Raw genomic sequence first — 20798 nt, 5'->3', positions numbered from 1 at the left:
ATTTTAATAAATTTCACATTTAATTATATTCCATGATGTTAAACAAATCTGTAAAATTAATCAAATCAACCTACCTACTACTGATATTGATTGGCTTTTTGGGCGCTTGTTCAAAATCCACAGATAATCCAGCTAAACCAGATCCAAAGCCACCGGTAAAACCGGAAGAGGAGATCACTTATTCTTCAGATTATAAATATAATCTGAACGTGATTTATTTTGTCCCAAAAGATGTTACACCGAATCCAGATTACGAAGAACGAATTTCTAAAATCTTAATCGAAGGACAGAACTTTTTTTCTAAATGGATGAAGCACTGGGGTTTTGGAGACAAAACTTATGGACTCCTAAAAAACAAAGAAAATACAAGAGTAAAGATTCACCTTATTCGTGGTCCAGAGGATGCAATTGCCTATGCTACAAATAAACCAATTGAAGAATTGTTTTATAAGTATTTTCAGGACAATCCTACTGCCAAAAGTAGTGATCACTACTTGATTTTAACTGCAACAAATAAAAAGTTAGATCAAGGCGAAGAGATTGGTCATGAAGTGCCTTTTTATGGGGTTGGTAGAACTTGTTATGCTTTAGATTATCCTGGTATGAAACAAGAGAATCTTGGAAAAGGTGGGACAATAAGTGAAAAAGCTACAGTTTATATTGGTGGACTATTACACGAGATGGGACATGGTATTAACTTGCCGCATAATGGCCCTTCCGCGTCAAAAATTAATGATCCGCAATTTGGAATGACCCTAATGGGAAGCGGAAATTATACGTATGGTAAATCACCGACGTATTTGAGTTTTTTTGATGCTGCAACCTTGAACAACTGTCAAGTATTCAGCAAGGAAACAAAAACATTCTACGAACCTGTTACTGCTAAAGTGAATACCATTCAAGCAAAGGTTGAGAACAATGAGATTGTCATTAATGGCACTTATGCTGCTTCAAATACCGTAAAGCATATAACCTTTAAAAATATTTTGGCAACAGATCCACAGGGTTACCAATCCATTACCTTTACTACTGTCCCTGGTGCAGGAAATACCTTCAGCGTAAAAATGCCTGTTTCAGAGTTCAGAACGAAAGCCAATATGGAGTATTCCTTGGAGATATTCTTCCATCATGAGAATGGAAATAAAACCAGTGTGTTTTATCCATTCAAATTTGTAAATGATCAGCCTGTTGTTGATTTTGGAGATCGAACAATGTTATCAAGAACTGGATGGGAAGTTATAGCCTATTCTTCTCAACAAGGTGGTTTAGAAGCTTCGAAAATGTTAGATGGAAATGATAATACCTACTGGCATACTTCATGGACTACACCGACCCCACATCCGCACTATGTAACTATTCGTACTGGTGCAGCAGCTGTTACAGCGCAAGGTTTATCCTATCTTAATAGACATGATAATTCTGGAAATGGTGGAAAGATTAAGAATTTTAAAATTGAAATCAGTAACGATGGCAATTCCTGGACAAAAGTCGATGACTATGTTGGTCATCTAAATGGTCGTCAGTATTATAGTTTCAATGGATCAAAAACTTTCCAATACATTAAATTGACCACATCTAGCGATTACGAAGGCAAAACTCACGCAACAATCGCTGAATTGAATTTATATTAATAATAAGCATAAATGAAAAAAATCATTAGCCTGCTGAACAGGTTCTGAAACATTTGAATCCGATAAAGTTTATTTCTTTAGGCAAGTAATGTCTGATAAGGCTGATATAGCCTACTCAAATGGACAGACTGTTCCACCTGCAGGATTCTATCAGATGGAAGGGGATTGGTTTAAAAAAGCAGACTTATATAAACCTGCTAAATCCAGTAAAATGAATCTAGCTCGTATTCAACAAGACATCTTGAAGTAATTCACTAGGTTTTTTTGTTTAGTGATTCTGAACAAAATTCCCTTAAAAAAAGAAAGCAGCTGCAAATAATTGTAGCTGCTTTCCTTTTATCCTAATGTTTAGCATTAGCAGATCAAAGTAAAGTCAATTTGTCTTTTATCCAAATCAACCTTCTTTACTTTAATTTGAACTTCATCACCTAACTGGTAAACCTTTTTCTTTCTTTGACCAATGATGGCGTAATTCTTTTCATCTAAAGTGTAGAAATCATCCGTGATGTCACGTAATCTAACCATCCCTTCACATTTGTTCTCTTCGATTTCTACATACATACCCCATTCGGTAACTCCAGAAATGATTCCGATATACTCTGTTCCAATTTGATTCTGTAAATATTCCGCTTGTTTGTATTTTACCGATGCACGTTCAGCCTCTGCAGCTTTCTTTTCCATCTGTGAGGAGTGTTCAGACATTTTTTCATAATGTTCTGAATTCACCTTTTTACCACCATCCAGGTAATATTGCAATAATCGGTGAACCATAACATCGGGGTATCGACGAATAGGAGAGGTAAAGTGGGTATAATAATCAAATGCTAAACCATAGTGTGATGCTTTCTTTGTGGTATAAATGGCTTTTGCCATGGAACGAATAGCAAGGGAGGTTAAAAGGTTCTGTTCTTTAGACCCTTCAATCTTCTCCATCATTTGATTTAATGATTTTGCAGTCTCCTTATCCGATCTGAAACTTAGGCGATGTCCGAAACGAGAAGCAAATTGAGAGAAGCTAGTTAAAGTCTCCGTATTTGGCACATCGTGGAATCGGTAAACAAAAGTCAGTTTATTTTTTCCCTTACCTTGTTTTCCTATGTATTCAGCAACTTTTCGGTTAGCCAATAGCATAAAGTCCTCAATAAGCTTGTGGGCTTCTTTGCGGATTTTTGTATAAACGCCTAATGGTTTGCCGTTGTCATCCAATAAGAACTTCACTTCTTCTGTCTCGAAACTGATGGCTCCGCTTTTGAATTTCCGTTCACGAAGAATAAAAGCCAATTCATTAAGTTTTAAAATAGCCTCTGATAAAGGATCTTCTTTTCCTTCGATGATTTCTTGCGCTTCTTCATAACTGAATCTACGGTCAGAGTGGATAACAGTTCTTCCAAACCATTGGTCAATCACATTTGCCTTCTCATCAAGCTCAAATACGGCCGAGAAACAAAGTTTATCTTCGTTAGGTCTAAGTGAGCACAAGTTGTTAGAAAGTCGCTCAGGGAGCATGGGAATGACCCTGTCGACCAAATATACTGAGGTTCCTCTTTCAAAAGCTTCCTTGTCTAGGTTACTATCTGGAATAACATAGTGAGAAACGTCTGCAATATGGACTCCGATCTCGTAATTTCCATTCTCTAATTTCTTGAAGGAAATAGCATCATCGAAATCTTTCGCATCCGCAGGGTCAATTGTGAAAGTGGTTGTTTCTCGAAAATCATGACGTTTCTTGATTTCTTCTTCACTGATGATATCGGATATGGAATTCGCTTCTTCCTCCACTGCTTTTGGAAACTCCAATGGAAATCCAAAGTCAGCAAGGATAGCATTCATCTCCGTATTGTTTTCTCCTTTTTTACCAAGAACGGTTTTTACCCGACCTATAGGATTCTTTGCATTCTTCGGCCACTCGATAATGGAGACTACGACTTTTTCACCATCCTTAGCTCCATTCAAATTATCCAATGGAATGAAGATATCATGAAGCATCTTTCTGTCGTCTGGAAGGAAGAAGGCATAGCTGTTTGAAATGTCAATTGTACCGGTGAAATCAGTCTTTGATCGTTGAACAATCTCCACTACTTCACCTTCTCTTTTACGACCTTTTTTACGGTCGTAAATATGGACTTTCACGATGTCTCCATGAAGGGCTTGACGAAGCTTTCTAGGGGCGACATATATGTCATTTTCGAACTCGTCTTCAGGAACAATATAAGCAGAACCATCTGCTGTCATGTCTACCTTTCCTGTGACATAAACTGCAAGCTGTCGAAGTTTAAATTTTCCACGTTCAGGTTGTTCGAATAGTCCCGATTTGGAGGCGTCGTTTAAGATGTCCGCAATGGCAACTTTAGCATCCGTATCCGATATGTTTAACTTCGCTGCTACCTGCTTATAGTTCAAAGCATGGTTTCCGGATTTTTCAAATATGTCGACGATAAGTTGGGTAAGGACTTCTTTGTAGGGGTTCTCTTTTTTTGACTTCATAGTTGCGTTTTATCTGCTACCTCTTTTTGTTTTTTGATAGGGTAGGAGTGGGAGCCAATCATTCGAAACTGCATCTTGAGATTCGTCTGCTGCTCCGTCATTGTTGATGAAACTAATATACACAAAAAATGATATTGCTAACAAGAGTTAGTACGAAAATGAATTGTGTATATGAAAATTGTATTAATACTATATTTTAGCTAATGTAATAATCTGATTATTATTTAATTATATTTAATAATGCTAAATATTTTAATGTGTATATTTTTATTAAGCATTTGATTATCAGGTAACTAATTGTTTTATCTGTTTGTGTATGTTGATTTGCTAAAGATTATATGATAAATGTATAATTCTATTATATATTACTAATAATCTATTTTATAGATATTTAAATACTTCTTTGCTAATTTTTAGCATATAAATATTTAGTAGTTTTAGCTGGTGTATTTGGCTGTTTCTAGGAATAGGAATAGTAAACTATCCATATAGTCAGTAGATCAAAAAAGAAGGGATATGGTTATAGTTTATGCATCTTTTTCTTGACAGGAGTCACATAAACCGACTGCATTTATAGCAATAGAGTGCAGGCTAAAGTTCGTTGGGAGATTAATTTTTGGTACCGAAATTTCATCTAGACAGAAGACTGAATTACATACCGAACAGATGAAATGTACGTGTTGATCGTGGTGATGGTGTGCCGAACATTTGGTTGAACAGAGCGCATATGTTGCTGTTCCATTAAGGTCAAATACCTTGTGAAGAATACCTTTTTCTTCGAAGCTTGCGAGAATTCTATAAAGTGTTACACGGTCAATTTCGGTGCCTAATATCTTCTCCAGTTCAGGTTGAGATACAGCTGTTGATTTATCTGAAATACTATCTAAAACCCGAAGTCTTGGTTGGGTAATTTTAAGTTGGTTTGCCTTTAAAAGTTGGCTATATTCTTCTAATTTTTCTTTGCTAATTTCGTTGTCTTGCTCACGTTTCATAAAGTTAAAATTACGAAAAATACTGCGTATAAAAAACCTCCTATCCTTGATGGATAGGAGGCCTTCATTTATCCTTTTTTAAGCTGCAATTATTTGCCTGCTGCTTTCGCGTGATCAGCTAAGAATTGTGCCAAACCACTATCTGTTAATGGGTGTTTTAACAAAGCTAAAATTGCTGATAATGGACCAGTCATTACGTCTGCTCCGATCTTAGCACAACCTAAGATATGTGCACTGTGGCGCACTGATGCTGCCAAGATTTGTGTCTCAAAACCATAGTTGTCATAGATCTCACGGATCTCTTCGATTAGGCCTAAACCATCTACCGAGATATCATCTAAGCGACCGATAAAAGGAGATACATAAGTAGCACCAGCTTTAGCTGCTAATAATGCTTGACCCGCAGAGAATACCAATGTACAATTGGTTTTAATACCTTTTTTGCTGAAGTATTTAATCGCTTTTACACCATCTTTGGCCATTGGGACCTTTACTACAATCTTGCTGTCTAAAGCTGCTAATGCTTCACCTTCTTTGATCATTCCATCGAATTCTGTGGAAATAACCTCTGCACTTACATCACCATCTACAATAGCACAGATGGCTTTATAATGGTTAATTACGTTTTCTTCACCAGAAATACCTTCTTTAGCCATTAAGCTTGGGTTGGTCGTTACACCATCTAAAACGCCTAAATCTTGTGCTTCTTTGATTTGTTCAAGATTTGCAGTATCAATAAAAAATTTCATGATATAAAATGTTGATTAAAATGTTTGTCAATTTTTGTCAACCCCAATTGGCTTTGACCATGCAAAGGTAGGTATATTGTTTTAAGAATGAAATAAATACAGTGTTTCAGCGATGAAAATCTGAGCTTAATTCATATTTCTGCAACAATTGTATGGTTTAATTTGTATTAAGAATGGAGGGACTGATTACTTCTTAAAAAACCGTACTTTTAACTATTCGGTTCCTAGAGTTCGATTTACGCATATATTTAGAATCCTTCAGTTAAATGCAGATATTCAGATCTTTTGCTTATCCGAATTACAGATTGCACGTCATTGGACAGGCCATTTCCCTTTTAGGAACATGGATGCAACGTATAGCCATTAGTTGGTTAGTCTATAGATTGACAGATTCTGTATTTTGGTTAGGCTTTGTATCCTTTATTTCCCTTCTACCATCCTTGGTTCTTTCACCATTTATTGGTGCCTTTGTAGACCGGCATAAAAAATATAAACTTGTTTTTACCACCCAAATAGGCTTAATGATTCAAGCAGGTTTATTAGCATTAGTGGTATTTCTCAAAATGGAATCGGTATTATACCTATCTATTTTGGGCTTCATTCAAGGTGTTATCAATGCATTTGATGTACTTGGTAGGCAAGCTTTATTGGTGTCATTGGTAGATGATAGACGTGATTTACCGAATGCAATTGCATTAAACTCCTCAATTTTTAATGCTGCTCGGATGGTAGGACCAGCAATTGGTGGATTTTTATTATCTGTATACGGTGAATTGGCTTGTTTTACCTTGAATTTCCTCAGTTTTATCCCTGTCATTATCTGTTTAATGCTGATGAATGTAAAAGAACGAGTCATTATTGTTCCCAATGAAAGTGCTTATCAGGGATTTGTACAAGGATTTAATTACCTCAAAAGATCACCACATATTGCTTCACTCATCATCATTTTAACCTTCTCCAGTCTGCTTGTTATTCCATATACTTCCTTATTACCTGCAGTAGCTCGTGAGTTATTTCAAGGAAATGAACGTACATTTTCATGGTTTGAGAGTGCTGCCGGATTAGGAGCAATGGTTGGTGCTATTAATATGGCAAGACTAAAAGCAGGTGAAAATCTTCGATATCGCATCATGTTTGCTGCTTTTTTAATGGGAGTAGCCTTGGTTTTATTGGCTTATGCACATTATCTTCCCTCGGCATTGTTTTTTACAGGAGCTGTATCTTTCTCGATGATGATGCAAAATTCATCCATTAATACCTACATACAGACGCATGCAGTGCCTGCTTATCGAGCGAGAGCCATGTCCTATTATGTGATGGCATTCCAAGGAATATTTCCAATAGGAAGCTTGTTAACTGGGGCAATTGCAGAAATTATAGGTTTAAAAACCACACTATATATTATGGGTGGTTGCGGTATTTTAATCGCAATAGGCTTTTATATCTATTTGCGATTACATATTCAACGACGATTATTTAAGCTTAATTTACGCTGATTTAGCGTTAGTGTTTGCTTTTTATAGTCAATGATAGCACCATATTGTTGCAAAATATCTCCTCCGAGTACACCGATGACAGGTTCTAATCCGATTTGATTGTAAGCAAAATTAATTGAACTTAAATCCAAAACAGCTACAGTAAAATTCTTAATATTCCAGTCTTGTAATTTGATTTCTGGAATGGTTAGCATGAAGCTTTCCATGGAGTTCGTGCCTAATCCGGTTGATAAAATATCCGTATTTTCAAAATTATCCTCTGCAATTCCCGATTCTAATAAGGTTGTTTTATCTAAAACGGTCTTCGAAGCTCCTGTATCAATGACTAATTTAAATGTTTTATCAAATAGCCTTACTTCTGTTATGATGTGGTATCCGTCTGCTTGTAAATTGATCCTTTCAAAGGGTATTTTATGCATAATATCTTAAATGAATAACTTATAATTTCGAATTATTCACAAGTCTAATATTATTTTAATTGAAATGGAAGGCTTTCCAGGTTTATATTTTACAAAGTTAATACCGTAAAATGTCCTTCGAGGAATCAATTCACGATCCTAAATCTTTAATTTCCTCTTTTCCATTGCAGCCTTTAGCCTATTTCTTAATACTGTTTCATATTCAGGAGAAGATTGCAAATAGGAACTATACATCGCTAAATCATCCATTTTTTCCAAGTATTTATCCGACGAGAAATTGATCCTAAACTTTTCTATGCTAGCTTGAGGTGCTAATTTGGCTAATTCATTTCCTATAATTGCTCCAGTTACTACAGCAGTACCAACTAATAATCTTTCTCCCAATGGGCTCTCATTTTCTTGAATGTAGTTAGGTTCCCCATTTGGCTTGTCTGCCACTCGTAAAGATCTAGTTTGTCCAAATTCTGGATCACTTATTATATCTAATCCGGTTTGAGCTATATTTTTGAATACCGGTACATTTTTCTTTTGACTGAATTTTACCTTAATGGTTTTTATTTGTTTGGCTGCTATCTTTTTAGAACCTTCCTTTTGTTCAATTAAAAGGTATTCAGGTGTTACTTGTAGTAGATTTCCTTTGAATTTCCATTCTTTGGATTTAATCTCAACTTTGTAGATCGAAATCTCTCGGTCCCCTAATAGTTGTTTTTCTTGGCCTTGTAGAAAACTTATAAAAATAAAAAAGCTAAGTATTGAAAAGATGTATTTAATCATGCCTCAAAGTTAATTATTTAATATAAGTTTCGTTATGTGAAAAATTAAAATTAACATGTTTTAAGAATTTACCTTGGTATTAACTAACCAGAAGGTTTAAAAGGCAAAACGCTAAAAAATATATACTGAAAAAAGCTCCAGAATTGGAGCTTTATATATTTTATTCAAATTTTTAAAGGAATTCCTATTTCTTAAGAACACCCTCATCAAATAAGACCTGATTCATTTTTCTAACTGCATCAGCACTTGCTTTGAATAATTCTTCCTCTTCTGCTGAAAGTTTCATCGGCACGATTTTGTCCCATCCTTTTTTGTTGATGATGACAGGCACACCAATATTTATATCTTCTTGTCCGTATTCGCCTTCTAAATATACTGAAGCGGTAAATAAACGATTTTGATCTTTAACGATGCTTTCTACCATGGCAGCAGCAGCAGCTCCTGGCGCATACCAAGCTGAAGTTCCAATTAGTGCGGTTAATGTAGCACCTCCAACCATCGTCTTTTTAACGATATCTGCTTGCTCATCTTCATTTAAGAAATCAGTAACTGCAACTGAATTCCAAGTAGCATGTTTTATCAATGGAATCATGGTTGTATCGCCATGTCCTCCAATAACAATAGCATTTAGATCATTTGCTGAAGCATTTAATTTATCACTTAATTGGTATTTAAATCTTGCTGAATCTAAAGCACCACCCATTCCTATAATTCTATTTTTTGGCAAACCTGATGATTTTAATGCCAAGTAAGTCATCGTATCCATTGGGTTAGAAACGATAAGAATAATGATATCTGGAGAATGTTTGATCAAGTTATCAACAACCGTTTTTACAATGTTAGCATTGGTGCCAATCAATTCCTCACGGGTCATTCCTGGTTTACGTGGAATACCTGAAGTAATTACGGCTACTTCAGAGCCCGCCGTCGATAGGTAATCATTCGTAACGCCTTTGATTTTAGAGTCAAATCCTAATAGGGCAGAAGTCTGCATCATATCCTGGGCTTTGCCCTCTGCGAATCCTTCCTTAATATCCAATAGGATGATTTCCTCAGCAATATTACGTCTTACTAGATTATCTGCGGTGGTTGCTCCAACGGCACCAGCACCTACGACCGTTATTTTCATACTTTTAAGGTATTTATGTTTACTCTTTAAATCTACTAAAAATTATTCAGCTTACCTATTGTTTCGAACCTTAGAAATGCCTCGTTTATAATATGAATCACATAAAAAGAGCGACATATTTGTCGCTCTTTTTAATAATATCTAATTCCCAAAGATTAGAATGGATAACCGATTGCTAAGTTGAATACCAAATTATCTCTTCGCCAATCTCTATCCCTAATATCAATGTATTTAAATACCCAACGGTCATTTGTAGGACGATAGGGCACACGAAACGGAATGGCAAAATCGGTACGTACGATCAAGAAGTCCAAGTCTAAGCGAAGACCAACACCTCCACCTACAGCTAATTCGCTAAGGAATTTACTGGATAATTTACCTCCTGGTTTATTGTCGTCTTTGTTCTGTAGCCAAACATTCCCTGCGTCAATGAAGGCTGCCCAATGTAGCATACCAGCAATCTTAGCACGATATTCTGTATTCATTTCCAATTTAAAATCACCTGTTTGATCAGCAAAGAAGTTCTCTTCTCCGATGTTCTCAGGTAGGGAAGATCCCGGGCCTACTGATCGTGCTCGGAATGCTCTGAGCCCATTTGGACCTCCTGTATAATATTGTTTTAAATAAGGTAAGGAACGGGAGTTACCATAAGAGTAAGAAGTACCAATCATCAAGCGAGATGCTAAAGTCGAGTTTGCAGACAACTTCAAATAATGGCGCATATCTGCTTCAGCTTTGATGAACTGCGAATAAGGTGTGCCAAAAATATGTTTTATTTTCCCACTGTTATAGTCTGCCCCTTGAATTAATCCCAGAATATTACCAGAAGTATTTAAACCAGCCTTTGCATAAAAAGTGTGTTTCTTATGGTTATCCATGGTATTGGTAAAGGTAAAGACATAGTTCGGACCAAAAGAAAACTGCGGGTCTACAATATGGCGTAAGGTAGGAACGGTATCCATTTGAGCCCGATATTCATCGGATATACCTCTTGGTTGCACATAAATAATTTCCGCTAAGGTCAAATTATGATCTCGTTGCTCATTCTCTTTCCAGGCATAACCATAGTTTAAGGTCATGCTGTTTAGGGTATAGGCAGTCCTTCTATTCAAAAATTCGTAACCTGCTTTTAGGAAGGTTTTAGGAATATATCGTCTTACTGGAGCCCATTTCCAAGGAGATAATAACCTTGGCCAAGTAATTCCAACCTCCGCACCATAACGTATATAACTGGAATTTAGATTGACATTTCCACCAGTTTGTGTCTCATATCCTCCAAAAACCGATAAGTTTAAGGTTTCAAATCCCTTGAATGCATTGCGAAGCGTCCAGTTTGCTGTTACCTCTGTACCATTATATACTGCAGCTGTCTTCCCTATTAATTCTAAGCGAATAGAACGACTCGGTAATGGTGTTAAATAGTAATATACATCCAAATGATTTGTAGAATCTGGATTATCTACAAAATCATTTTTTACGAATTTATAGGCATTCAAGTTCACCAAGTGGTTAATCGTCTGATTGTGGTTCCAGCGACTGTACTTATCTCCAGGATTCATAAAAATATGATTGGCAAGAACTTTCTTACGATGTTTCTTCAAAGGGTCAACAATGTAATACTTGTCATCAAACTTCTCGGTATTTCTCGGTATTCTTCTTCTATTGGTGGATGATGTCTCCTTGTAATCAGCGAATATATAAACATTACCTATGTATTGGGGCTCTCTTGCTTTTGCAGGAGTTTCAGGTTTCACCGTAACATACATGTCTACTTTGTGATCTCCAATGGTACTATCCACCTCAACAAGAATGTTATCTGGGCTGAAGTAATAAAAACCATTATGTTTTAAATCGTCATCAATCCGATCACGTTCGTTCAATATCACATCCAAGTTATAATTATTACCAGGTTTAAGCAAGGAGCGATTACTAGGATAATTGATTCGCCAACCTAAATTGGTCATGGTATCCACATCAAAAACTACCTTATTGATACGGTAAATTTTTCCAGGATAAGCGTCGTAACGAACAGAAGCATATTTCTCTTTGATCAAGGTGTCGGAAGATACTTGTGCATTAAAGAAACCCAAGTTCTCCATTTTCCCCCGTAATAAGTTCTCATTATACTCCCGATTAACATCCCCTAATTTCACAGGTTCTTGTCCGTTTCTCTTTAACCATTTACGGATAAAGTTATTCGTACTGTCTGGTCCACCACCCATGTTCCATAAACCTACTTTGTAATATACCCCAAGCAACTTACTGTTGGGTTTAGGTAGGAGGGATTCCTCTAAGGAAGTTTCAAAAGCCTCCTTATTTTCTTGAGACATGCTATCGTGGTGAATCACGACATCACCACCAGTATAAAACTTTTCCCCCTCAGCAAGATATTTAGTCGGATTACAACTTGTAACCAATACGGCTGCAAAGATTGTCCCTAATAGATACTTAATCTTCATTGTTTCCTCCTTCCTCTTCTTCATTCTTTATAGCTGATTGATTCGACTCTTTAATGCGATTAGTCGTATCAGGTTTGTTTTGTGTACTATCTTGTTGTTGTTTTTTCAACTCTTCTTGTTTTTGGCGCTCTTCCATTCGCTTACGGAATTCCGGGTCAACACGCATTAAACTATCACGAATTACCAATCGAACACTATCGCGGTATAAGGTGTCAGTCTCCATACGCTCAACATCAAACCTTCTGCGGAATCCTCTTGTATCTGTATTGTAATACTCTTGAAGTGCTTTAGAATTCATGAACAACTCTTTGAATTTGTCATAACTCATATTGATGATGAAACCAATACCCGTTTCCACAAACTGACCTTGAAGTGTTGCTTGGTACTGATTTTTCCGATAGACACGTGCAAAGTATCGACCATCCTTGGACAATTGATAATCTAAGGATATATCACCCGCTATGTTTGATGCCTTCTCACCTGGTCGTGTATTACCTTCAACCTCAAAATTAGATCCTATGGTAATTTTTAGACGGTCATCAAACAACATCTTCGAAATACCCACATTTAGGTCTGTCCGAGTTTGCGCATTTCCAGTTAAGTAATCCTCTTCCGAATTCAAATTGAAATCAAGCTCTACTCCCTTAATAAGGTCGGAAGCCAAATTATTCAATTGAGAAGTTAAGAATGAACTTACCGTACTTCTAGCCATGGATTCAGCACCTCCTCCAGATAAACTTTCGAATGGATTTGCCGACATAAATCTACCCAAGGCAATCAGTGAAAACACCTGTTTGTTTAGTTCTGCCGGATCTTCTCGAATATTCGATAAGGCAATATTTACCTTACTTACCACATCCTGAGAAACAATGGCATTGCTCTCATCTAAGTCAATATCAAAATTAATCTCTGGTTTGAACAACTCACCTGTAAGTTTTAACAATACATTGAATGGGATACGTTGTTTATATAAGTTTTGACTTTCAGATCCGATTTGGTTTTGAACCAACTCTAGAGAGGCAAACTTACCCGTATAAACTGCTGTAATATTCAATCGAGCATCTAAAGGATCTCCATTCCAGGTAATAGTACTACCTTTTTGGAATCTAAAGTCTTTGGATATTGGTCCAAGGGAGAAGGTATAATCTCCATCTTCTACAGTAAATGTTCCTGACATAAATATTTTGTCATTGGCGTCTATACTGGTATTGATTTCGGCAACCCCTTGGATATTTAAAGCGTCTTTTGTTCCTTCATCTAGAATAATCTTAAATTTCGCTTCTCGATCTGTACTTAAATTCAAGGCAATATCATAACCAGATAGGGTACTTGATACCTTCGTCATGGAATCCAATTGCGCAAAAACATTTGCTCTAGTTGTATCACTTTTATCCACGAATTTGACTACACCATCGCGTTGAGCAACACCAGGATCATCATTAGGAACAATGAAATTGAAATCTGTACGCTCATTGGCTTTGACATTTCCATCAATCCTTGGCTTGTCAAGATTACCCGTCACACGTAAATTCGATGTTAAATACATTTTACCGAAGAACATGTCATTATCGGCACGTGTAGAATTCATAACTTCAAAATCATCTGTTGTTAAGTTCAAATTGAAGTCAAAGTCGGTATAAGTAGTTGTTCGAATACTACCATTTATCCTCGCAACATTATTCCTTGAATCTACAATGTTGAACTGACGGAACGTAATCCCTTGGTTATTGAAATATATTTTTTGTCCATCGATTTTCATGTTTGAATTTAACATCGATGCATTGATGATCGCATCATTAAATGTCAAATCTCCATTAATACGTGGCGCTGATGTTGTACCTGTTATTTTTAAAGATCCTGTCAAATCACCTTGACTACCTTTTAAGTTGCCCAAGCTGAATGCTTCAATGGTTTTAACCGTAATAGGTTTTAAATCCAAAGTGGCATCAATCTGCATATCGCCTTCAGCAGGAATAATAACATCCCCAGTTAACTGAACATCATTTCCATTCTCCGTAATGCGTACGTCTGCCGAATAGGTGTTTTCTTTAATGTTGTTCACTTTTACTAACACATTTCCGATCGTATCCTTACCAAAGAAGAACTTATCAATGGTCAGGTCAGAAACAAATACTGGATTTGCTTCCAATTTGGAGACTGTTGCAGTACCATTAATTCCACCTCCTAAATTTAGATTTTCGGAATCCAACATTCGAGAAAAGGTTTCTATTCGGAAATTATTAAAGTTAAGATCAATAGGGGAGTTCAAGGTGGAATCCTTGGATTGAATTGTCAACTCCTGTCCATCATTCGTTAAACGAAATGCTGTAGCACGAATACCATCTTTCCCAAAACTTATCTTGTTATTTGGGTCAATGGCCCAATTGTCATAATTCAGCATTAAACCATCTTCTTTTAAAGAGAAGTTATAATTATTAGCTGTCACATTCATAGCAGCACCTAGATGGTATTGCTCCTTTTCTTCTTTATCCTTTATCCAAAGACCAAAGTCTAAAATGTTATTCGCTACATTACCACTTAAAACGGTATTATTTAGCTCAATATTATTGACTTTAACATGGCCGATCAAGGTGTTGTAATATAAGGTACTGTCCGCGGTAATAATATCTAAACCGATATTTTCTACTTCTGTTCCAGCATAAGTAATTTTAGGTGCCAATAATTTGGCCATAACCATTCTGTCCTGACTATTGAATGTACCATCTAAAGTAATATCGTCCATCCGCTCCAAATCAGGTAAGAAATCACGAATGATCCGGGCATTATTTAGGCGAGCAGAGAATTCAAACTGTTGAGGACTGTAAGTTAATACCGTACGATCATTTGATGGATTATAATAGGTTCGAATAATATCTGTAATAGATGAACCTAATTCCGTTAATTTATACTTACCAGTTAGGTGACCATTTAAGAACTCAGAACTCAGAAGCAAGGTGTTTTTGCTGGTATCGGCAATAGCAGTTAATGCTACTGTATCCAATACATAACGGTCATCGTTATACGCAATCGAAGAATTTACCACCTTTAGTGATCCATTCAGATGATCTAAATCAAAGGTTTCAAAGTCAGCTGTAATCTTTCCATGGTATCTGAGGTTTTGGTCCATTAACTTCAAATTCTTGAAATTAACGGAGTCAATCATCATTTCTGCAAAAATCTTAGGATAGCGGCCACTCATATCGGCAGTAATGCTGGCGTCTAAATCAAGGTTAGGGTCTGGGCTATTAATCGTTCCTGAAATGTCTCCACGATTAGCTGTCAAATCAAAATTAATATCATGATAACCATAGCCTAGTGCATCAAAACGATCCAATGTACCAGTGATGTCAGCTACCATGGTCTTCGGATTAAGTCCAGTACCATTTACTTGAGCCGATGCCGCAACATATCCTAATACAGAATCCTGTTTAAGAAATTCTCCTAAATTGAAATTATCTACCGTCACAAAGGCATTATATGTGGTGTCACGACCCATTTTTAGATTACCATTCACTGTGGCATTACCTTGTTCAGTAACTAATTTTAAATCTGCATCAAAGCCGGTCATTCCTCCTTTAAAAGTACCAGCAAGGCTAATGTTTCTTGGTAATTGTATACTATCTGGTAGAAGAGATGGGGCAACCAATTGATTAATATCGCTTCTTCCGGTAACTAATTTTTTGATATTTATGTCTAAATACATCTTATCCATATCAGGCAAACCCTTGATATGGGCAGTAGCAATGACATGTGTGTTTTTTAAGGTTTTAAATTCAAACCTTGGGATATTTAAATCATTAAGCTTTCCAGTTACTTTTCCATCAATGTAGAACTTCTTATTCATAAGAGGTCGCATAACCTCTTGTTTTTCCAAATCTGGTGCTAGAAAACGAATATCGCGCATGTCAATATGACTTTTCTTAATATTCGCAGAAATAAGCATGCTTGCAGGATTCTTCGAAACCGCATCAAGGGAAGGATAGGAAACAACAATTTCATCCCGAATTAAGGTATTTGGAGTTTCGATCAATAAATCTTTAACCGTTGCACCTTGGTTTCCATAGATAAAATCACCTTTTAACTGTTTTAAATTAAAGCCAGAATGATCTTTAACCGTTAGATTGGTTAGCTTTCCGGAAATCGAGTCTGATGAATAATAAAGATCGTCCATCACCCCAGCAAGGTCTGTCATTTTTAGATTGAAATAATCCAATCCTTTTGTGCGTGCTTGATTATCATCTCGGAACCAAAATTTTGTCTTGTCAATTACAAGTTTTTCAGCCGATACAACCCAATTAACGGAGCTTGAATCGCTATTGTTTATCTCTGCCTTCTTATTGACTTTGCCTAATATAACTTCCGATTCGGAATCGTCTAATTTGATTTCTTTTAATTTGACAATTTCCTTGTTCAAATCTAATTGTTCAACATTGGCAACCAAATTTTTGATATCAAATTTGGTTTTCATATTACCCGCCTCATCATCGTATCGTACGAAGATGTTTTTGAGGTTTATAGTATTAATGCCTAAGTCAGGAAGAAGTGAATTTGCCTCAACGGATGGATCATTAATTCCAAAATCGGAAGCATCTGGTGCTTCGGCCTCCGTGGCTACAGACCATTGCTTGATAACAGCTGTCAACCCATCAATATTTACAACAGGCATATCAAACGCCATATTGTTTTTGAGGTCAAAACGCTTTATACGCGTGTCAAATTTATTTAAGTTTAAATCCGCAGAAGTGCCAATTACATCATCCTTATACTTAAATTTTATTCGCTCGAAATTAACTTTATCTATGTCAAAAATTAATGCAGAAGAGCTGTCTGCTGTAGGGGCACTTTCCTTCTCAGAAGCAAAAGCATTAACAATATAACTGAAGTTGAACGTGCTGTCTGGTAAGGTTCGGTTAATTTTTGCCGTAATACCTTTTAGTTCAAATTCTTTAATCTCAACGGTGTTCTTCAATAATTTGAACATATTGATATCAACGCGCAATTCCTCTCCTGCCAATAGGGTATCCTTAGATTGGTCAGCAAAATAAACGTTTTCTAAGACTAGTTTTTTCGGGAATGTTATATTGATATGGCCGATATCTACCTGTGTGCCAAGTTTGTTTTCAAGATATGTGGTGACTTTCCCTACCACATAGTTCTGGACTGCTGGTAATCGAATGAGAAAAATCGCCAATAGTAAGAGGGCAATAACGGAACCAATTATCCATAGGATAGTTTTTAATGCAATACGGCCAAATCTATTCAAAGCGAGCGAATGTTCTTGTTTTTGTTAGTAATATATACCTTTTCTTAACAAATTGTAACCTATTTTGTTTAATAATCATTCAAAATAAGTTCTTTGTTCATCTTACAAATATAGCCTTTGAAAGGGAATTATACATAGTTTTGTTACCTTCTGCTTAATTTCGATTAATTGAATTAATGTAAAACATAACTAGCTATTCGATTTGTTTTTAATACTTTGTGCCCTGAATGAATTTGAAAAGTTAATATGTAATGTAAAATCAAAGGTCTTTTGAATTGTCAATTCGTATTTTTTAATTACCAGTTTATTGGATTTAATAGAGAAATTAACTCGAGAATAATAAGGGTTTTTAATAGACATGCTATAGCTCCGTGGCTATACATTGGGAAGGGAGTGTAATGATAATAAAGAACATTTTGAATTTGATGGAAATTGTATAAAACTATTTAATTTGTTGGTCAGATAGAAACTGATTTGAATCTTGATTTATAGTCTAATACTTAGTTAACCCATGCTAAAAGAGGTCGACACATGCGTGTCGACCTCTTTCATTGTAAAATCTAAAAATCTATTAATTCTTAAGCTTAGTGAACTTCAATGTTCGTACCTTCTGATTTTTCTTCTGTTGCCGTTGGCTCTGCAGCTTCAGTATGTTCAGCTTCTTCAGATTTGTCTGTACGTTCCACAGTAATTTTGCACTCAGTTAATAAAGCTGCAATCGCACCTACTGCAGCAAATATTGGTGCTAATACAACGCCGATTACTCCTAAAGTCACTGGAAAATTCATGATTTCTTTTCCGCCTTTATCAGTAATGGTAATTTTTGTCACATTGCCTTCAGCAATTAATTCCTTAATTCTCTTTAATAAGTTCTCTCCAGTTACGGTAAATGTTTCTTTAATTGACATAACTCTTTTGTTTTTATTTGTTTAATTTCTATATGCTTTCGCGTTTAATTGTATATCAAAGGTAAGCGAACAGCACATAACTTGGTGCGATAAATAGGTTAAGTCAATTTATTTTTCGGTGATTGACCGATTATTTTCGGTGAAAATACCTTAAAGATTTTTTATTTGAATAATTCTTGTAACAAAATTAGTGTCGCCATAGCCAAGACAAACCATCCGAAAGCTGGTTTTAACTTCTTACCATCTATTCTTTGGCTCATTTTAGCCCCGATTAGTATTCCGATAATGGCAATGGCTGATATCCCCAGCATAAATCCACAATTCATTCCCTCTACATCCATCTTGCCTAAAAATCCAATCAATGAATTTGCAGATATAATTAACAAGGATGTTCCTACAGCCTTTTTCATGCTCATTTGGCCGAAAATTATCAATGCTGGAATGATGAGAAAACCACCACCTGCACCTACCAACCCAGAAATTAGACCTACTGCTGTTCCCTGTATTAATAAGGGAAGAATACGAATAGGTTTTTCTTCCTGCGGAATCTCCTTGGATTTGATCATATTGTAAGATGCAAACAACATCAATCAGGCAAAAAATAACATAATGGCCATATTCTTGGTAACAACCATTCCCCCACCTTCAAATAATTCATCTGGAATAGCATTAATCAAATAATGTCGGGTAAGGAAAACTGTAATAATAGAAGGAATACCGAAATATAAGGCTGTGCGAAAATCTATAAGTTTATTCTTAAAATAGGGGATGGCACCCACCATACTTGTGCTGCCGACAACAAATAAGGAGTAACTCGTGGCCAGAAATGGCTCAACATGGAAAAGATATACCAACACAGGGACTGTCAATATGCTCCCTCCACCTCCAATTAGACCTAAAGAGATCCCTATTCCTATTGAAGCGATATATCCTATTAATTCCATCATGTCTTCTAAATTTAGGCACAAAATTGTAAGAAATGCTTTTTAGTTTTGGTTACATAGGTTACAGTAGGTAAAAATTATGATTTGAATCATATTTTGGTAACATAGGTTACCTAAGTGCCCTGTCCTAATCCTTAACTTTGCATAAAATTTATCACACTATGGAAATTATCTTGGGGCCGTGGCCTTGGTATGTGGGAGGGGCATTGGTCGCCTTGATCATGATTGCACTGGTTTTTTTAGGAAAGAGTTTCGGGTTTTCGTCAAACTTTAGAAATATCTGTTCCATGATGGGTGCTGGAAAGTCTTGTAGCTTTTTTGATTTTAACTGGAAAAGTCAAAGGTGGAACTTACTTTTTCTTGTAGGAGCTGTTATTGGCGGTTTGTTAGCGGCAAATTTCTTGTCAACCAATCAAGTTCCGGCAATTTCTGAAGAGACTGTAGCGCAGTTAAAATCGATGGGTTTTGAATCTGCAGGAGCTGCATTTGCACCAACCGAGTTATTCGGAAAGCTTTCTATTAAAAATGTGCTAATATTAGCAGTAGCGGGCCTATTAATTGGTTTTGGTACTCGGTATGCTGGTGGCTGTACCTCGGGACATGCCATTTCAGGACTTAGTAATTTGCAATGGCCATCCCTGGTTGCGGTTATTGGCTTTTTTATCGGTGGTCTTACCATGGTCCACGTTCTTTTCCCTTTAATATTCTAGACAATGAGACAATCTATTTATATCCTATTAGGGGTACTTTTTGGTATCGTTATGTACAAAGCTGAAGCAGCATCTTGGTTCAGAATTTATGAAATGTTCAATTTCCAATCTTTTCATATGTTTGGATTTATGGCAACTGCACTAGCCATCGGTGTTACAGCATTTTATTTTATCAAACGCAGCAATGCCAAGGATGCCAAAGGTCAACCCATTAGTATGGCCGAGAAAGCAAAATCAGTTCCTCGTTATCTCATTGGAGGAATCCTATTTGGCTTAGGATGGGCTTTAGCAGGCGCTTGTCCCGGACCTATATTCGTGCTTATTGGTGCAGGTATGTATCCCATGCTAATTGTGGCAGGATTTGCCATTCTAGGTACATATTTGTATGGTTTAATAAAGGATAAGCTGCCCCATTAATCTTGCGAACGTAACAAAAGTAACCGATATCAGATATTGTTCTGGGTAAATTTGTACTTTAAAAAAACGAATATGATACAAGTATTAGCATACAAAGAATTTCAGGCAAAAGTTAATTATGAGCCTGTGCAATTAATTGATGTACGATCTGCTGGAGAGTTTCAAGGCGGCACTATTAATGGCGCAATCTGCCTGGATGTAAACTCACCTGCATTTATTGAAAGAGTGAAGGATTTAATAAATTTGGATAAACCTATTTATGTTTTTTGTAGATCAGGAATGCGAAGCAATATGGCTGCAGGAATCTTAAATTCTTTGGGAGCAACAGAAATTTATGACTTAGAAGGTGGTTATATAAATTGGAAAAACCACCAATAACTCGTCTCAATTAAAATTAAATTTGTATTATTAAATCTAAAATAA

Annotated in this window: 15 protein-coding genes and 1 pseudogene; 6 read left to right on the top strand and 10 right to left on the bottom strand. The window is 36.2% G+C overall.

Annotated features, from left to right (window positions below; all coding sequences use genetic code 11):
- The first annotated feature begins 32 nt into the window (after positions 1-32).
- Positions 33-1631: a discoidin domain-containing protein gene (locus tag ABD676_RS09740; protein WP_344674480.1), complete on the top strand. Its 1599-nt coding sequence runs from the start codon at positions 33-35 to the stop codon at positions 1629-1631.
- Positions 1632-1719: 88 nt separating this feature from the next.
- Positions 1720-1881: a hypothetical protein gene (locus tag ABD676_RS09735; RefSeq protein ID WP_344674479.1), complete on the top strand. Its 162-nt coding sequence runs from the start codon at positions 1720-1722 to the stop codon at positions 1879-1881.
- Positions 1882-1985: 104 nt separating this feature from the next.
- On the opposite strand, the gene rnr is transcribed toward ABD676_RS09735, so the two are convergent.
- The 3 genes from rnr to fsa all read right to left on the bottom strand — a co-directional run bounded on the left by rnr (position 1986) and on the right by fsa (position 5856).
- A complete protein-coding gene (rnr, locus tag ABD676_RS09730) occupies positions 1986-4115 on the bottom strand; it encodes a ribonuclease R (protein ID WP_344674478.1) in 2130 nt (709 codons plus the stop codon).
- 527 nt (positions 4116-4642) lie between these two features.
- The gene (locus ABD676_RS09725) at positions 4643-5107 is read right to left on the bottom strand and encodes a Fur family transcriptional regulator (RefSeq protein ID WP_344674477.1); all 465 of its coding nucleotides are present in this window, start codon (positions 5105-5107) and stop codon (positions 4643-4645) included.
- Positions 5108-5196: 89 nt separating this feature from the next.
- Positions 5197-5856, bottom strand: a complete 660-nt coding sequence (gene fsa, locus ABD676_RS09720) for a fructose-6-phosphate aldolase (RefSeq protein WP_344674476.1) — start codon at positions 5854-5856, stop codon at positions 5197-5199.
- Positions 5857-6122: 266 nt separating this feature from the next.
- Here fsa and ABD676_RS09715 point away from each other — a divergent pair, with 266 nt between their 5' ends.
- The gene (locus ABD676_RS09715; RefSeq protein ID WP_344674475.1) at positions 6123-7352 is read left to right on the top strand and encodes an MFS transporter; all 1230 of its coding nucleotides are present in this window, start codon (positions 6123-6125) and stop codon (positions 7350-7352) included.
- On the opposite strand, the gene ABD676_RS09710 is transcribed toward ABD676_RS09715, so the two are convergent.
- The 7 genes and pseudogenes from ABD676_RS09710 to ABD676_RS09680 form a co-directional block, all read right to left on the bottom strand.
- The gene (locus tag ABD676_RS09710; protein ID WP_344674474.1) at positions 7319-7771 is read right to left on the bottom strand and encodes an aspartyl protease family protein; all 453 of its coding nucleotides are present in this window, start codon (positions 7769-7771) and stop codon (positions 7319-7321) included. The genes ABD676_RS09715 and ABD676_RS09710 overlap by 34 nt on opposite strands.
- 138 nt (positions 7772-7909) lie before the next feature.
- A complete protein-coding gene (locus ABD676_RS09705; RefSeq protein ID WP_344674473.1) occupies positions 7910-8545 on the bottom strand; it encodes a hypothetical protein in 636 nt (211 codons plus the stop codon).
- Positions 8546-8729: 184 nt separating this feature from the next.
- Positions 8730-9674 carry a malate dehydrogenase gene (locus tag ABD676_RS09700; protein ID WP_344674472.1) on the bottom strand — a complete coding sequence of 315 codons (945 nt, stop codon included), beginning with the start codon at positions 9672-9674 and terminating at the stop codon, positions 8730-8732.
- 155 nt (positions 9675-9829) lie between these two features.
- Positions 9830-12157: a translocation and assembly module lipoprotein TamL gene (gene tamL, locus ABD676_RS09695; RefSeq protein ID WP_344674471.1), complete on the bottom strand. Its 2328-nt coding sequence runs from the start codon at positions 12155-12157 to the stop codon at positions 9830-9832.
- Complete coding sequence (locus ABD676_RS09690) at positions 12123-17396, bottom strand: translocation/assembly module TamB domain-containing protein (protein WP_344674470.1); 5274 nt, start codon at positions 17394-17396, stop codon at positions 12123-12125. The genes tamL and ABD676_RS09690 overlap by 35 nt, the downstream gene beginning before the upstream one ends.
- 584 nt (positions 17397-17980) lie before the next feature.
- Positions 17981-18304 carry a DUF4342 domain-containing protein gene (locus tag ABD676_RS09685; RefSeq protein WP_344674469.1) on the bottom strand — a complete coding sequence of 108 codons (324 nt, stop codon included), beginning with the start codon at positions 18302-18304 and terminating at the stop codon, positions 17981-17983.
- 161 nt (positions 18305-18465) lie between these two features.
- Positions 18466-19248: pseudogene (locus ABD676_RS09680) on the bottom strand (sulfite exporter TauE/SafE family protein).
- A gap of 161 nt (positions 19249-19409) precedes the next feature.
- On the opposite strand from ABD676_RS09680, the gene ABD676_RS09675 reads away from it, so the two are divergent.
- The 3 genes from ABD676_RS09675 to ABD676_RS09665 all read left to right on the top strand — a co-directional run bounded on the left by ABD676_RS09675 (position 19410) and on the right by ABD676_RS09665 (position 20753).
- Complete coding sequence (locus ABD676_RS09675) at positions 19410-19958, top strand: YeeE/YedE family protein (protein WP_344674468.1); 549 nt, start codon at positions 19410-19412, stop codon at positions 19956-19958.
- 3 nt (positions 19959-19961) lie between these two features.
- Positions 19962-20375, top strand: a complete 414-nt coding sequence (locus ABD676_RS09670) for a DUF6691 family protein (protein WP_344674467.1) — start codon at positions 19962-19964, stop codon at positions 20373-20375.
- A gap of 72 nt (positions 20376-20447) precedes the next feature.
- Complete coding sequence (locus tag ABD676_RS09665) at positions 20448-20753, top strand: rhodanese-like domain-containing protein (RefSeq protein WP_344674466.1); 306 nt, start codon at positions 20448-20450, stop codon at positions 20751-20753.
- Positions 20754-20798: the final 45 nt, after the last annotated feature.

The organism is Sphingobacterium kyonggiense, assembly GCF_039536825.1.
Classification (GTDB): domain Bacteria; phylum Bacteroidota; class Bacteroidia; order Sphingobacteriales; family Sphingobacteriaceae; genus Sphingobacterium; species Sphingobacterium kyonggiense.
The sequence above is the reverse complement of the archived record's forward strand: the minus strand, read 5'-3'. Positions and strand labels throughout refer to the sequence as shown.

What these genes read in the sequence shown, in the direction of transcription:
- ABD676_RS09710 (WP_344674474.1), bottom strand. Translation starts at nt 7,771, where the DNA reads ATGCATAAAATACCCTTTGAAAGGATCAATTTACAAGCAGACGGATAC.
- rnr (WP_344674478.1), bottom strand. Translation starts at nt 4,115, where the DNA reads ATGAAGTCAAAAAAAGAGAACCCCTACAAAGAAGTCCTTACCCAACTT.
- ABD676_RS09670 (WP_344674467.1), top strand. Translation starts at nt 19,962, where the DNA reads ATGAGACAATCTATTTATATCCTATTAGGGGTACTTTTTGGTATCGTT.
- tamL (WP_344674471.1), bottom strand. Translation starts at nt 12,157, where the DNA reads ATGAAGAAGAGGAAGGAGGAAACAATGAAGATTAAGTATCTATTAGGG.
- ABD676_RS09665 (WP_344674466.1), top strand. Translation starts at nt 20,448, where the DNA reads ATGATACAAGTATTAGCATACAAAGAATTTCAGGCAAAAGTTAATTAT.
- ABD676_RS09715 (WP_344674475.1), top strand. Translation starts at nt 6,123, where the DNA reads ATGCAGATATTCAGATCTTTTGCTTATCCGAATTACAGATTGCACGTC.
- ABD676_RS09705 (WP_344674473.1), bottom strand. Translation starts at nt 8,545, where the DNA reads ATGATTAAATACATCTTTTCAATACTTAGCTTTTTTATTTTTATAAGT.
- ABD676_RS09740 (WP_344674480.1), top strand. Translation starts at nt 33, where the DNA reads ATGATGTTAAACAAATCTGTAAAATTAATCAAATCAACCTACCTACTA.
- ABD676_RS09700 (WP_344674472.1), bottom strand. Translation starts at nt 9,674, where the DNA reads ATGAAAATAACGGTCGTAGGTGCTGGTGCCGTTGGAGCAACCACCGCA.
- fsa (WP_344674476.1), bottom strand. Translation starts at nt 5,856, where the DNA reads ATGAAATTTTTTATTGATACTGCAAATCTTGAACAAATCAAAGAAGCA.
- ABD676_RS09725 (WP_344674477.1), bottom strand. Translation starts at nt 5,107, where the DNA reads ATGAAACGTGAGCAAGACAACGAAATTAGCAAAGAAAAATTAGAAGAA.
- ABD676_RS09675 (WP_344674468.1), top strand. Translation starts at nt 19,410, where the DNA reads ATGGAAATTATCTTGGGGCCGTGGCCTTGGTATGTGGGAGGGGCATTG.
- ABD676_RS09685 (WP_344674469.1), bottom strand. Translation starts at nt 18,304, where the DNA reads ATGTCAATTAAAGAAACATTTACCGTAACTGGAGAGAACTTATTAAAG.
- ABD676_RS09735 (WP_344674479.1), top strand. Translation starts at nt 1,720, where the DNA reads ATGTCTGATAAGGCTGATATAGCCTACTCAAATGGACAGACTGTTCCA.